The organism is Bradyrhizobium sp. WSM4874 (assembly GCF_055811835.1).
Genome location: NZ_JBVVPR010000006.1, coordinates 153,546 through 166,907 on the forward strand (window position 1 = coordinate 153,546; position 13,362 = coordinate 166,907).

12 protein-coding genes are annotated in these 13,362 nt (G+C 63.6%); 7 read left to right on the forward strand and 5 right to left on the reverse strand.

The features are described 5' to 3' along the window. Window positions 1-3: 3 nt before the first annotated feature. From AC0L3P_RS08815 to AC0L3P_RS08825, 3 genes are read right to left on the reverse strand one after another with little or no spacing between them, the layout of a single operon-like run. The gene (locus AC0L3P_RS08815) at window positions 4-882 is read right to left on the reverse strand and encodes a sulfurtransferase (RefSeq protein ID WP_354058237.1); all 879 of its coding nucleotides are present in this window, start codon (window positions 880-882) and stop codon (window positions 4-6) included. A 46-nt stretch (window positions 883-928) separates the two neighbouring features. Beyond that, window positions 929-2,062 (reverse strand): acyl-CoA dehydrogenase family protein, encoded by a 1,134-nt coding sequence (locus AC0L3P_RS08820; RefSeq protein ID WP_473301621.1) that lies wholly within the window; start codon window positions 2,060-2,062, stop codon window positions 929-931. Between the two features lie 34 nt (window positions 2,063-2,096). Then, window positions 2,097-2,639, reverse strand: coding sequence for an OsmC family protein (locus AC0L3P_RS08825; protein ID WP_354058233.1), 543 nt, complete (start codon window positions 2,637-2,639; stop codon window positions 2,097-2,099). Between the two features lie 246 nt (window positions 2,640-2,885). Here AC0L3P_RS08825 and AC0L3P_RS08830 point away from each other — a divergent pair, with 246 nt between their 5' ends. Further along, a complete protein-coding gene (locus AC0L3P_RS08830) occupies window positions 2,886-3,563 on the forward strand; it encodes a TetR/AcrR family transcriptional regulator (RefSeq protein ID WP_473301622.1) in 678 nt (225 codons plus the stop codon). 70 nt (window positions 3,564-3,633) lie between these two features. On the opposite strand, the gene AC0L3P_RS08835 is transcribed toward AC0L3P_RS08830, so the two are convergent. Continuing rightward, the gene (locus AC0L3P_RS08835) at window positions 3,634-5,202 is read right to left on the reverse strand and encodes a bifunctional AfsR/SARP family transcriptional regulator/alpha/beta hydrolase (RefSeq protein WP_473301623.1); all 1,569 of its coding nucleotides are present in this window, start codon (window positions 5,200-5,202) and stop codon (window positions 3,634-3,636) included. Window positions 5,203-5,350: 148 nt separating this feature from the next. Between AC0L3P_RS08835 and mddA the strand changes: the two genes are divergently transcribed. The 5 genes from mddA to AC0L3P_RS08860 all read left to right on the forward strand — a co-directional run bounded on the left by mddA (window position 5,351) and on the right by AC0L3P_RS08860 (window position 10,452). After that, complete coding sequence (mddA, locus tag AC0L3P_RS08840) at window positions 5,351-6,142, forward strand: methanethiol S-methyltransferase (protein ID WP_473301624.1); 792 nt, start codon at window positions 5,351-5,353, stop codon at window positions 6,140-6,142. 65 nt (window positions 6,143-6,207) lie between these two features. Next, on the forward strand, window positions 6,208-6,840 hold the full coding sequence (locus AC0L3P_RS08845) for a helix-turn-helix transcriptional regulator (protein WP_473301625.1): 633 nt from the start codon (window positions 6,208-6,210) through the stop codon (window positions 6,838-6,840). Continuing rightward, window positions 6,837-7,814 (forward strand): NADPH:quinone oxidoreductase family protein, encoded by a 978-nt coding sequence (locus AC0L3P_RS08850; RefSeq protein ID WP_473301626.1) that lies wholly within the window; start codon window positions 6,837-6,839, stop codon window positions 7,812-7,814. The genes AC0L3P_RS08845 and AC0L3P_RS08850 overlap by 4 nt, the downstream gene beginning before the upstream one ends. A 28-nt stretch (window positions 7,815-7,842) precedes the next feature. Then, window positions 7,843-8,592 (forward strand): PaaI family thioesterase, encoded by a 750-nt coding sequence (locus tag AC0L3P_RS08855; RefSeq protein WP_473301627.1) that lies wholly within the window; start codon window positions 7,843-7,845, stop codon window positions 8,590-8,592. 156 nt (window positions 8,593-8,748) lie between these two features. Then, window positions 8,749-10,452, forward strand: a complete 1,704-nt coding sequence (locus AC0L3P_RS08860) for an amidohydrolase (protein ID WP_473301672.1) — start codon at window positions 8,749-8,751, stop codon at window positions 10,450-10,452. A gap of 60 nt (window positions 10,453-10,512) precedes the next feature. Here the strand turns inward: AC0L3P_RS08860 and AC0L3P_RS08865 are convergent, their stop codons facing one another. After that, window positions 10,513-11,712: a TrmJ/YjtD family RNA methyltransferase gene (locus AC0L3P_RS08865; RefSeq protein WP_473301628.1), complete on the reverse strand. Its 1,200-nt coding sequence runs from the start codon at window positions 11,710-11,712 to the stop codon at window positions 10,513-10,515. A 356-nt stretch (window positions 11,713-12,068) separates the two neighbouring features. Here AC0L3P_RS08865 and AC0L3P_RS08870 point away from each other — a divergent pair, with 356 nt between their 5' ends. After that, complete coding sequence (locus AC0L3P_RS08870; protein ID WP_473301629.1) at window positions 12,069-13,283, forward strand: NADP-dependent isocitrate dehydrogenase; 1,215 nt, start codon at window positions 12,069-12,071, stop codon at window positions 13,281-13,283. Window positions 13,284-13,362: the final 79 nt, after the last annotated feature.

Sequence of the window (13,362 nt, forward strand, 5' to 3'; positions counted from 1 at the left end):
CGATCACGCCGCCTTGGTCGTCACCTCCGATGCGATCGGCAATCCCTGCTCGATCGGCAGCGACGGATCGCGCGACCATTCGTTCCAGGAGCCGAAATACATCCGCACGTCCTTCACGCCGGCGTTCTTGAGCGCCAGGAACGTGTTCGAGGCGCGCGCCCCCTTGAAGCAGTAGAGATAGACCGGCGTGGACGGCGAGATGCCGACAGTGGCGCATTCCGCCAGGATCTCATCCTTGGACTTGAAGCGCGGGCCCTCGGCGGTCGGCTTCATCATGCGATACCACTCCAGCCACACCGCGCCGGGGATGCGGCCCTTGCGCGGGCAGAAATCCTTCCCGTAGGGCGACGAGCTGTCGCCGATCCACTCGTCGACATCGCGCACGTCGAGAATGGCGACGCCCGGCTTGCCGACCGCCCCCAGCATGGTCTTGGCGTCGATCAGGATCTCGCCCGCTTCAGGTACGATCGAGAACGACGCCTTCGCCGGCGCCGGCACATCCTTTGTCACCGGAAGACCCGCGGCCGCCCAGGCATCGAAGCCGCCATGCAGCACCTTGATCTTGGGATAGCCGAGCATGGTGAGCAGGTAATAGCCGCGGCATGACTGGCCGAAGCCCGAGTTCATCGACTGCTCGTAGATCACGGCCGTCTCCTTGCCGGAGAGACCGGCAGCGCCGAACGCATCAGCGAACTTCGTCTTCAGCTCGGCCATGCCCTCCGGCGTCGAGGTCGCAAGAAACGTGAAGATCTCATGCACGTTCACGGCGTTGGGAAGGTGCCCGGCGCCATAGGCGTCGGGGTTGCGCGTGTCGATCACGACACAGGGCTCGGTCTTCAAGAGATCGGCAAGTTCGCTGGCAGAGATCAGAACGTCCGTCATGGGCAGCCTCTCCGTTGAGGTTAGATGGTGGGTGGGCTCGTAAAACTCAGGAATCGGCGAGCATCTTGCGCAGCTGCTTGGTGGCAGGGGTGACGATCGCGACGAAATAGGCCTCGCGCAGGCGGCGCTGCGCGCGGTGGGACTTGAGGTAGCCGCGCGCGCCACAATGCAGCATCGCCGCATGCGCCGCCGCGACGCTGGCCTCGCCGGCGCGAAGCCTGAGCGCAATCACCTTGCGCCAGTAGGTCTCCTCTTCATTGTAGGGATCGCGCGCCAGCATCATGGTCTCGGCCTCGAGTTCGGCGGCCAGATCGCGGAAATGCACCGGCTGCTGCGGCAAATAGCGGTTGATGTGACCGAGCGGGTTGTCGACCTCATCCATGATGTTGATGCAGTCCTTGATGAGCCCCAGCGCCATGCCAGCCTGCAGCAGGATGAAGCCGGCGCGGATCTTCTTCACGAAGGGGCCGGCCGGATCAGCCAGGATCAGCTCATCCGGCACGAAGGCGTCACGGAACTGCACGCCGTAGGTACCGGTGCCGTCCATCGCGAGAAACGGCTTGCACGGCGTCAGCGTGATCGCGGGATCGGAGCAGTCCGCGAGGAACATGACAGTGCCAGGATCGCCGCTTGCGATGCCCGGCTCGTCCTCGCGCTCGAAGATGGTGCCGAAATAATGGCCCGGGCCGAGATTGGAGACCCAGGGCAGCGCGCCGCGCACGATGTAGCCGCCGTCGACCTTGCGCCCCTTCAGCTTGAGCTTTTCGATGCCGAAAAAGCTCTTCATCGGATTGGAAAGCCCGGTGCCGCCGAGCACGCGGCCGGTCGAGAACGCATCGCCGAAGCGCTTTGCCAGCGTCATGTTGGTGGAGTTGGCGGCGTACCAGACCAGTGTGTTCTGGCACCACGCCATGAAGGCGGTGCTGCCGCAGACCTCGCCGATCGCCGACATGGCCTGGATCGCACAGCGCAAGTCCGCGGGCCCCTCGTGCGGCACGTGACTGCCCCAAGCGCCGACCTCGCCGAATTGGCGCAGCACCTCGGCGGGATAGACGGTGCCGGCATCGATGCCGGCGGCGAGCGGCGCGAGCTGCTCCCGCGCAATCCGCGCCACCTCTCCTGCAATGGACGGTGCGGGCTGATCCAAAACTTCGGCCCGTGATAAAGCCAGTGAACCCATGATCGTCTCCCGCACCTTGTCCTGTTGCCGTCTACTAGATGCCGACCTCGAGATTGACCGGGCGGGTGAAGGTGTTGGCGACCGGCGACCATTGCTTCACATGGGCGACCAGCGCATTGATCTCATCCGGCGAGATCCCCTCACATTCCATGTCGACCTTGACGCGCACGTCGGTGAAGCCGACCGGCTTGTCCGAGATGTCGCCGGTGCCCCACACCGCAGTGATGTTAAGATCGCCCTCGAGCTCGAGCTCGAGCTTGTTGACGATCCAGCCGCGATGCACGGCGTTGGCGTGCAGGCCGACGGCGAGGCAGGAGCCCAGCGCGGCGAGCGAGGCTTCGGACGGATTCGGCGCAGTGTCGTCGCCCAAAAGGCCCGGCGGCTCGTCGACGATGTAGGGCGGCAGACTGCGGATGTAGTTGGCGTGGCGGAATTTTCCTTCCGCGACCGTCTTGCACTTCAAGGTCTTGATGACCTTCGGATTGGCCTTGCCGTTGGCGATCAGTTGCTCGAGGCCATTCTTGTCGATGGGCGCGAGGCAACCCGTCAGCACTGTCTTTTGAACGACGGCAGTCATCATCTTCTCCCTGGCAGAAGTGGAAATCGGTAGGATACCGAACGGTCTGTTTCCTTGCATGGAGCGTGCCAGAGCCGGCCAAAATCAAAAGGCGAAGCATTGGAGCCGCTTAGCGGGAGCTGCCTGCGGATTGATCAGGGATCGTTTGCTCAAAGGCGATGCAGACGGGCTTTCCCCTGCGAATCTTTTCAGCGCGGAACAGATGCGGCTTGCTGATGCGGCGCGGCTGCGATTAAGTTGCAGCCCATGGCCAAGCCCTCACTCAACAAGCCCTCACTGAACAAGACGTCTAAGCAGAAGTCTCAGTCGCCGCACGGCACCAGCGACGACGAGTCTGCGCGCGGGCGCCTGCTCAACGCCGCGACGCATCTGTTCTGCAAGAACGGCATCAACGCCACCGGCATCGACGCGATCATCGCGGAAGCCGGCACCGCGAAGACCACGCTCTATAAATTGTTCGGCTCCAAGACCAATCTCGTCAACGCGGTCCTGGAAAGCGAAGGCAAGCAGTGGCGCGAATGGTTCATCGGCGCCATGGAAGAAGGCGGCGGCGACGCGCAAGCCAAGCTCACGCGCATCTTCCCGGCCCTGAAGTGCTGGTTCGCGGAAGAGCGCTTCTACGGCTGCCCCTTCATCAATGCGGTCGGCGAGCACGATAAGGACGCCAAGCAGTTCCGCAACATTGCGATGAAGCACAAGAAGATCGTGCTCGGCCACATCGAGAAGCTCGCCGGCGAGCTCGGATCGAACGAGCCCGTCGTGCTCGCACATCAGCTCGGCCTGTTGATCGACGGCGCGATCGTCGCGGCGATGGTGTCGCGCGATCCGGGCGTGGCCGATACGGCGGCGCTGACCGCGGGCCCCCTGCTCAGCCAGTCAAAGCCAAAGAAGAAGCGCGCGGCGGATCAGTTAGAGGCGGTGTGACCTCGTAGCCCGCATGGAGCGCAGCGGAATGCGGGGACACTGTCCCGGATTGCGCTCCGCTCCATCCGGGCTACAGCACCTTACGGCCCGCTCTCACCCCGCCCGGCAACAGATCTATGAACCTTTTGATCGCCCCCAGCACCGGCTGCTGATCGCCTGCGAAGAACCAATGATCATGGCCGTCGAGCTCGACGAACTGCGCACCTTTGATCCGGCTCGCCACATCGCGGCCGGCCGCGATCCGTACGGCCTTGTCGTCTCGACGATGCAGCACCAATGTCGGCATGGCAATTTGCGGCAAAAGGTGCCGCACGTCGGCGTCGCGAAACGCCTCGAGCACCGCCGAGATGCCGCCGGGACTGGAGGCCGCGCGCAATAGCCCCGCCCACCAGGCGCGTGCCTGAGGGTCGCCGGCAAGGCTGGGCGCGAAGGTTTCAATCTCCACCGGACCTCCCCATTGCGCGATGAGGTGCTTGCTCCAGGCGTCGTACTGGCTGGCGCGCAACGCGTGCGGATAGTCCTGCGACCAGCAGCCCTTGGCCAATGCACCGAACAGGATCAGTCCGGCCACGAGACGCGGCTCGTCGACCGCAAATTTGATGCAGGCCGGCCCGCACTCGGATGCGCCGAACAGCACGACGCGGCGCGCATCCACGGCCCGCAGCACGGTGCCGATATCCTCCGCGGTGACATCGATACCAGGCGCCGATCCAACCCGGTCGGACAACCCGATGCCGCGACGATCGAACACGATCAGACGCCCAAGCTTCATCAGTGAGGCCAGAAACGTCCGGCTCGCGGGATACTCCCAGGCGCGTTCCACATGCGACACGAAGCCGGGCATGACCAGGATATCGAGCGGACCGCTGCCATAGGTCTGATACGCCAGATGCACGCCGGCGCCCTTGACGTAGCGCGTCGCTGGAACGGCGTGTGCCGCCGCAGGACTCATCAGCGCCTCGGTCTCGGCTTCGGGCGTAACACCAAGCTCGTCGCGCAGCCGCTGCGTCAGTGCCGCGTGGTGCCGCTCTGCCGCGCTGCGATCGCCCGCCAGCAGCAGACTGCGGATCAGATGCCGGCCGTAGACTTCGCTCAAAGGATCGAGCTCGACCAGACGGGTCGCATGCGCGGCCGCGGCAAAGTAGTCGCCGCCGCCAGTCTTGTCCTGCACCAGACGCTCCAGCGCATGCATCAGCCGTCCCCGCAGCGCCTCGCGGCGGAAGAACGCCCAGTCGTCGAATTCCGGACAATCCTCCGGCGAGAAGCCTGCGAGGAAATCTCCCCCGTAGATCTGGCAAGCCTCATCAAAATCGCCGCGATCGCAGGCGCTCTCGAACAGGTGTGCATCGACCTTCAGCGCGACTGCCGGAGACCATCGCACGCTGGTCCGGTCGGTCTCGAATACCTTCTGACCGAGTGTCAGCTCGATGCGGTGAAGCAGGCGCCGCAATCGCGCAAGCCCGGTGTCGCGGTCGGCCTCGGGCCACAGCAGCGTGGCCACGATTTCGCGGGCCACGACGCCCTTGGCCTCCGCGAGATAGACCAGCAGCGCGAGGCCCTTGCGTAAGGCCAACTTGATCGGGCGGCCGTCGGCGTGGACCTCCGGGAACCCGAACGTCCCCAGCGAGAATGCCGTCATGAAAGTCCTCCCTCCCCTCGCGGCGCCCCCGGGGGACGCACAGGGGACGGTTCAGCAATAGCAGTCGGGGCAGATCCAGCCTGCTCGCCGGCGAGCAACTCAGGCTCCTGCATGCGGCACGGCTGCATCAGGCACAATAGGAAAAAACATGATCTGGCGCCTCCTGATCCTGCTCTATGCCATCGTGAGCTACGTCATCTTCACGATCTCATTTCTCTATGCGCTCGGTTTCGTCGGCAATTATGTCGTGCCCAAATCGATCGATATGTCGATCGGCGTCGGCGGCTCCGCGAATTGGGGCGAGGCCATCGTCGTCAACCTGCTGCTGATGAGCCTGTTTGCAATCCAGCACAGCGTCATGGCGCGCCCGGCCTTCAAGCGATGGTGGGCCAAATTCCTTCCCGTTGCCTGCCAGCGCAGCACCTACGTGCTGCTCTCCAGCCTGATCCTCCTTTTGCTGTTCTGGCAGTGGCGTCCGATTCCGGCACCGATCTGGCAGACCAGCGGCATTGCGGCCTGGGCACTGATCGGCGTGCATTGGCTTGGTTGGCTGATCGCGTTCGCCTCGACCCACATGATCGATCATTTCGATCTGTTCGGCCTCCGCCAGGCTTTCGTCGCGTTCCGCGGGAGCGAGATACCAGGTCAATCGTTCAGGACGCCGCTGCTCTACAAGATCGTGCGACATCCGCTCATGCTGGGCTTTCTGCTCGCGTTCTGGGCCGCGCCCGAGATGACCGTTGGCCATCTGCTGTTCGCGATTGCGAACACGGCCTACATCCTGGTCGCCCTGCGGTTCGAGGAGCGGGATCTGATCGCCGAGTTCGGCATGACCTATCGGCAATATCGCCGCCGCGTTCCGATGCTGCTGCCGCGGCTTTTCACGCGCCGCCCGGCGGACGAGCGGCAGCCCCCTCGCCCCGCTGGTGCACCCCGATGAGCGCAGTGCCAAGCCGCGCATTTGCAATCGGGCGGGGGCCCGTTCCCGTGGCCGCAAACGCCGCCGTGTTCGCCGATATCCTCGATGGGCTCGACGCCAGCCTCTTTCTCGTCGACACGGACGGACGTCTCATTCATGCCAATACCGCCGGGCAGGCTATGCTCGATGCCTGCAACGTCCTGCTTGAGCTCCGTGGGCAGCTAATGGCCTGCGATACCATGGTCAGCCAGACGTTGCGGCAAGTCTTCGCGGCAGCGGGACGCGGCGACGAGGCCCATGGCATCGACGGACTCGCGATCTCGATGATCGGATTGGACGGAGAACGCCACGTCGCCCATGTCCTGTCGCTAACATCGGGCGTGCGCCGAAATGCGGGTGTCGCCTACAGCGCGGTTGCCGCGTTGTTCGTCCGCAAGGCGGCGCTGACACTATCGCCTCGTTCCGAAGCTCTCCGTAACGCATTCAAACTGGCGCCGACGGAGTTGCGTGTGTTGCTCGCGATTGTCGAACTCGGCGGCGTTCCCGAAGTGGCGGCGGCGCTCGGCGTCGCAGTTACGACGATCAAGACGCATGTCCGTCGCCTGTTTGAGAAGACTGGTGCAGCGCGACAGGCCGATTTCGTCAAGCTCGTCGCAGGATATGCGACGCCGTTGAGAGAACCTGCCGAACATGGACAATCCGCTGGAGCGATACGATGAGAGCAGTTCTATGCAGTTCATTCACCGGACCTGGCGATTTGCGCCTCAGTGAAATCGACGAGCCGAAGCCGGCGCGCGACGAGATTCTGATCGACGTCCACGCCGCCTCGGTCAGTTTCATGGACCAGCTGGTGGTCTCGGGCCTCTACCAGATGCGGCCGCCGACGCCCTTTGTGCCCGGCACGGAAGCATCCGGTGTCGTCGTCGCGGTCGGCGACGAGGTCACGGGATTCGCGCCTGGCGACCGCGTGGCGTGCAGCGCCTGGACCGGCGGGTACGCCGAACGGATGATAGCGAAGGACTCAAAGTGCGTGCTTCTGCCTGAAGGCGTCGCGTTCGAAGCCGCGGCGACGGTCCTGCATAATTATGGCACAGCCTATTATGCGCTGGTCGAACGGGCCCGGGCGCAGCGCGGCGAAACGCTGTTCGTCACCGGTGCTGCTGGCGGAGTTGGCCTTGCCGTGGTCGATCTCGGCCGCCATCTGGGCCTGCGCGTCGTCGCCGGTATCGGCTCCGATGACAAGGCTGCTCTGGTTCGCAATTATGGGGCAAGCGAAATCGTCAACTATCGCAGCGAGGATCTGCGCGACCGCATCAAGTCGATCACGTCGGGAGAAGGCATCGACATCGGCTTCGACAACATCGGCGGCGCGATTTTCGAGCAGATGGCTCGGCTGATGAAATGGGGCGGACGGCTGATGCCGATCGGCTTCACCAGTGGCGATATCCCGTCGCTTCCGATGAACCTTCCGCTGCTGAAGAACTATTCCATCCTCGGGGTCTTCGTCGGCGCCTGGGCGGAGAAATTCTCGCTCGAAGCCGCGCGTATGAACGCCACGCTGATGCAATTACTGGCCGACGGACAAATACGCCCGCACATCGATCGCGTCCTCCCTTTGGAGGAGGCCGGCGAAGCCATGCGTGCGGTGGCCAACCGAACGGTTCAGGGGCGAATTGTCCTCAAGATCAGGTAAAGTACACCGGGCAGAGAGAACAAAACCGATGACACAGATCATCATCGACAAACGCTTTTGCGGTCCTCCCAACTCCGGGAACGGTGGCTATGTCTGCGGCCGGTTGGCCCGCCACATTCCCGGGGCTGCGGAGGTGACGCTGCGCGCACCGCCGCCGCTGGACACGCCGCTCGATGCGGTCGCGACGAACGACGGCACATGGGAGCTTCGCGACGGCGACAAAATCGTCGCGACCGGGCGAGCGGCAAGCGTCGAGCTTGCGCGCATGGAAACAGCCAGCTTCGAGGACGCCTGCGCCGCCGAGCTATCGACGCCGGTGAAGCCGCACGAGCATCCCCTGCCGACATGTTTCGTCTGCGGTCCTGCAAGGACGAAAGGCGACGGCCTGCGCATCTTTGCCGGCTCGCTCCGTAGTCACAGCGCCGTTCTCGCGGCGAGCTGGACGCCGGACAAGAATCTCGCCGCCGAGGACGGCTTGGTCGCCACCGAATTCCTCTGGTCGGCGCTCGACTGCCCCACCGGCTTTGCCTGCAATTGCGATCAGGGAAGCGGCAGCTTCGACAAGGCGCCGCTGCTGCTGGGACGGATGTCGGCGCGGATCGAAGCCCGCCCGCGCCCGGGAGACCGCTGCATCATCACGGCCTGGCCAACCGGCCGCGACGGCCGCAAGCGCATGGCCGAAGCTGCAGCGCATGACGAAACCGGGAAGTTGCTGGCGGTGGCGCGCACGACATGGATTGCGGTGGAGCGCGAGGTGCAGCTCGGGCGTCCTTCGTAGACGGACGTGGGCGGCCGGCCAGCTTTCCGCCTAACAAGGAAGCACTCCACCTGCCCACCGTGCGACGCTGCCAAGCGTCGAGAAGCATTGAACCCCTATTTGATCAAAGATACCCTTGCAGCTGTCGCCAAGCAGAAAGATCCAAAGGGGTACGCAATGGTCCGCAAGTTAAAGGCATTTGCAATCCTTGCTACGGGCATGTTCATCGCTGGCGTCGCAAATGCCGAGGCGCAGCAGCCGGAGCTTAATGCGCCTGACCTGGTCCTCGTTAATGGCAAGGTTCTGACGTTGGACGACCGATCGACCGTCACGGAGGCAGTCGCCGTCGCAGATGGAACGATCATCGCGACCGGAACCAGTGCTTCGATCAAGGCGCTTGCAGGCGCCCGGACCCGCGTGCTCGATGTGGCCGGCAAGACCGTCATCCCCGGATTGATCGATACACACGCTCACTTCAAGGCCGCTGGTCTGGGCGACTATGTCGTAATCCTGGGCCGCGCCAAGACCGTTGCGGACGCGCTCGAGGCCATCAAATCATTCGCCACGAAGAAAAAGCCGGGTGAGTGGATTGTAGGTGGCGCGTGGCATCCGCCCTCACAATTGGCCGAGAAGCGCTATCTGACGAGGCAGGAGATCGATAGCGTTGCTCCGAACAACCCGGTCTATCTTCGCACCGTCGGGCATTTCTCGATGGCGAACACCATGGCTCTACAAGTGGTCGGTGTCGACAAGACCACCGCTGATCCGAGTGGTGGAAAGTTTGAACGCGACGCAACCGGTGAACTGACCGGCGTGCTCGTGGAGACGGCGATCGATCGGGTCGAGAAGGCCGTACCACCCTGGACAGAAGACGACGAAATGCGGCAATTCACCATTGCCGAAGGTGTGCTGAACAGCTTCGGCATCACCAGTGTGATCGAAGGCGCAACAGAGCCACGCGATGTCCGCACGCTGCAGAAGCTTGTCGCAGCCGGGAAAGCCACTTTGCGCACCGGCGTGATGTTTCGACCGGAGCCCCCAGCCGATCTGAGCGCATGGGAAGCGATCATGTCAGGCAATGGAGCCTCATCAGGCTTCGGTGACGATTGGCTCAAATTCGCCGGCATCAAGATCTTTTACGACGGCGGCATGACGCTGAAGACAGCGCTCATGCGTGACGTGTATCCCGATTCACACGACAATTATCACGGCATCGCGCAGCAGACACCCGAGCGGCTGAAGCAACTCATCTCCGTCTGCAACCGTTATGACTGGCGTGTCGGAGTCCACGTCGTCGGCGACCTGGGTGTTGACCAGGTGCTCGATGCCTTCGAGGCCGCGGATAAAGAAAAATCGATCCGCGACCGTCGCTTCGTCCTCATCCACGCCAGCCTGATCCGGCCAGAACAGATGGAGCGTGCGCAAAGACTGGGAGTCCGCATCGATTTCCAGAACGTTTTCATGTGGGACAAGGGAGCGACCGTCGAACGATTTCTCGGGAAAGCGACCGCCGACCGCGCCGTGCCGACCAGGACGTTGATCGAAAAAATGGGGCTCAACAGCCTCGGCGCCGGGACGGATTTTCCGGTCAACCCGATCAACCCCTTCCTCAACATGTACATCATGGTGACCAGGAAGGACCCCAACGGAAACGTCTACGGCTCGGCAGAAGCCATTACGCGCGAGCAGGCCCTACGGCTCTACAGCAGCGCGGCTTCGCGCTACACGTTCGATGAAACGCGCAAAGGGACGATTGAGCCCGGAAAGCTGGCGGACATCGTGGTGCTCTCCGCTGACTATGCGGCCGTGCCGGAGGAGCAGATCAAGGACATCAAGGTGGACCTGACCCTGGTCGGCGGCAAGATCGTCTTCCAGCGCTGAACCGGCGCTGATCGGCCAAGGTGAGCGAGAGCGACAATTCGCTCCGCTTCCCGACGAAATCTACATGCCCTGCGCGATCATCCCCTGCAGCCGCGCCAGCTCCGCCTCCAGATCCCGCTCCACATCCGCCGCCCGCATCTCGATTACCCGATAATCCCGCGCCTCGAGCCACGCCCGCCGGCCCGCGCGGTCGGCAGCGATGGTCTCGCCCTCGCCCGGGTTGACCAGTTCGATCGCGATCCGGTGCGGGAACGAGACGAAGTCCGGGATGTGTCGGCCGACCGGGGTCTGGCGCTTGAACTGGCCGGCGAAACGGCGATCGCGCGTCAGGGCCTGCCAGAGCAGACGCTCGGCATCGGTCGGGTTGCGGCGGAGCAGGCGGGCGAGGCCGCGCACGGTGGAGCCGCTGTCGGGCACCTCGGCGCCCTGCCCGTGCTCCGCCAGCAGCGCGCGCAGGCGCGTGGCCTGCTCGCCGTCGAGCACGCCGCCCTTGGCCGGGCCCTTGCGCCCTTCAGCGATCGCCATCACCACCCCATGCAGGGTGTGCATGTCCTGCTTGGTCGGCTCCATGCGGGTAAAGATGTTGCGCAGGTTCACAAGCATGGTGTCGCGCTTCTCGGCCGGGCGCAGGAATTCGACCCGGTCGAGTTCGCGGATGAGATTGTCGAAGAAGGCCTGCATCTGGTGCTGCGAGGCGCGCTCGGAGCGCTCCGGCATCGCGTGCGGCAGCTCGCCGGAGGTCGCGCGCTTGAACCATTCGTAGCCCACCAAGAGCACGGCCTGGGCAAGGTTGAGCGAGGCAAAGCCCGGATTGACCGGGAAGGTAATGATGCGATTGGCAAGCCCGACCTCCTCATTGGTCAGGCCCCAGCGCTCCCGGCCGAACAGGATACCGGCCTTGCCGCCCGCCGCGACGTGCCCGGAAATCTCGCTAGCTGCGGCTTCCGGCCCCACCACCGGCTTGGCCTGGTCGTGGGGGCGCGCGGTGGTGGCGAACAGCAGGTCGAGGTCGGCGACGGCCTCACCGACCGTGTCGAACAATTCGACCTTATCCAGAATATAGTCGGCCCCGGCCGCGGCGCGCTGGGCGGCGATGTTCGGCCAGCCGTCGCGAGGATTGACGATGCGCAAGGCGCCAAGCGCAAAATTGCCCATGGCGCGCGCGGCCATGCCGATGTTTTCGCCAAGTTGCGGCTCGACCAGGATCACAATGGGACCGTCGAGGGAAAGGCCCGCCTTGCTCTTGTCAGTCCCCGACATCTCGCTTCGCTTTCGCACTGGTTCTCAAGGCCTTGGACAGGCGCTCTTGATGAAATGATTCAAGGCCGGTCCTGACCTGGTCTCGACCACGTCTTGGGCCGGCTGCCCGGCCGCCTGTCGTTTGCCTGTCCTGACGAAATTCTCAAGGGAAATAACGGGTTGGATTCGACTTTTGAATCTCGCCTGAAACCTTATCCCGGCCCCCGCGACGGGGCTCGTCGAACCCCCATCTGCGGGGGCTGGATGAGCTAAAAGTGCATAATCCCTTGGCTTTCGCCGGCCGCGTCCCGGTGCTAAGAGGCGGCGGATATTCCCGTGGCGCGCCAAAGCGCCGTTCCCAAGAGGCTTCCCCGATCATGGCAAAAATCAAGGTGTCCAACCCCGTCGTCGAACTCGATGGCGACGAGATGACCCGGATCATCTGGCAGTACATCAAGGACAAGCTGATCAACCCGTTCCTGGATGTCGAGCTGCTCTATTTCGACCTGGGCATGGAATACCGTGACGAGACCAACGATCAGGTGACGATCGACGCCGCCGAGGCCATCAAGAAGGTTGGCGTCGGCGTCAAGTGCGCCACCATCACCCCGGACGAGGCCCGGGTGAAGGAGTTCAATCTCAAGCAGATGTGGAAGTCGCCGAACGGCACCATCCGCAACATCCTCGGCGGCGTGATCTTCCGCGAACCGATCATCTGCAAGAACGTGCCGCGCCTGGTTCCCGGCTGGACCAAGCCGATCATCATCGGCCGCCACGCCTATGGCGACCAGTACCGCGCCACCGACATCAAGTTCCCCGGCAAGGGCACGCTGACGATGAAGTTCGTCGGCGAGGACGGCACCGTGATCGAGCGGGAGGTGTTCAAGACCCCGGGCGCCGGCGTCGCGATGCAGATGTACAATCTCGACGATTCCATCATCGACTTCGCCCGCGCTTCGTTGAACTACGGCCTGCTGCGCAACTACCCGGTCTATCTCTCGACCAAGAACACGATCATGAAGGTCTATGACGGCCGCTTCAAAGACATCTTCCAGGATATCTACGAGCGCGAGTTCAAGAAGGAATTCGACGCCAAGGGCCTGACCTACGAGCACCGCTTGATCGACGACATGGTCGCTTCGGCGCTGAAATGGTCCGGCGGCTATGTCTGGGCCTGCAAGAACTACGACGGCGACGTGCAGTCCGACACGGTGGCGCAGGGCTACGGCTCGCTCGGCCTGATGACCTCGGTCCTCCTCACCCCCGACGGCAAGACGGTGGAAGCCGAAGCCGCCCATGGCACGGTGACCCGCCATTACCGCGAGCACCAGAAGGGCAAGGAGACCTCGACCAACTCGATCGCGTCGATCTTCGCCTGGACACGCGGCCTGTCGCACCGCGCCAAGCTCGACAACAATGCGGAGCTCGCCAAGTTCGCCAACACCCTGGAGAAGGTCTGCGTCGACACTGTCGAGGAAGGCTACATGACCAAGGACCTCGCGCTGTTGGTCGGCGCCGACCAGCGCTGGCTCTCGACCACTGGATTCCTCGACAAGGTCGCCGAGAACCTCGGGAAGGCGCTGGCGGCGTAAGCCGTCCGCAATTTCGCCCGACTGGGTCGGACATCATTACGGGCCGCGTCGCAAGCGCGGCCCGTTCGCTTTTTTGGAC

Bases quoted from the DNA above. Each gene is read 5' to 3' on its own strand.
- AC0L3P_RS08815 (WP_354058237.1), bottom strand. From the start codon at position 882: ATGACGGACGTTCTGATCTCTGCCAGCGAACTTGCCGATCTCTTGAAG.
- AC0L3P_RS08820 (WP_473301621.1), bottom strand. From the start codon at position 2,062: ATGGGTTCACTGGCTTTATCACGGGCCGAAGTTTTGGATCAGCCCGCA.
- AC0L3P_RS08825 (WP_354058233.1), bottom strand. From the start codon at position 2,639: ATGACTGCCGTCGTTCAAAAGACAGTGCTGACGGGTTGCCTCGCGCCC.
- AC0L3P_RS08830 (WP_473301622.1), top strand. From the start codon at position 2,886: ATGGCCAAGCCCTCACTCAACAAGCCCTCACTGAACAAGACGTCTAAG.
- AC0L3P_RS08835 (WP_473301623.1), bottom strand. From the start codon at position 5,202: ATGACGGCATTCTCGCTGGGGACGTTCGGGTTCCCGGAGGTCCACGCC.
- mddA (WP_473301624.1), top strand. From the start codon at position 5,351: ATGATCTGGCGCCTCCTGATCCTGCTCTATGCCATCGTGAGCTACGTC.
- AC0L3P_RS08850 (WP_473301626.1), top strand. From the start codon at position 6,837: ATGAGAGCAGTTCTATGCAGTTCATTCACCGGACCTGGCGATTTGCGC.
- AC0L3P_RS08855 (WP_473301627.1), top strand. From the start codon at position 7,843: ATGACACAGATCATCATCGACAAACGCTTTTGCGGTCCTCCCAACTCC.
- AC0L3P_RS08860 (WP_473301672.1), top strand. From the start codon at position 8,749: ATGGTCCGCAAGTTAAAGGCATTTGCAATCCTTGCTACGGGCATGTTC.
- AC0L3P_RS08865 (WP_473301628.1), bottom strand. From the start codon at position 11,712: ATGTCGGGGACTGACAAGAGCAAGGCGGGCCTTTCCCTCGACGGTCCC.
- AC0L3P_RS08870 (WP_473301629.1), top strand. From the start codon at position 12,069: ATGGCAAAAATCAAGGTGTCCAACCCCGTCGTCGAACTCGATGGCGAC.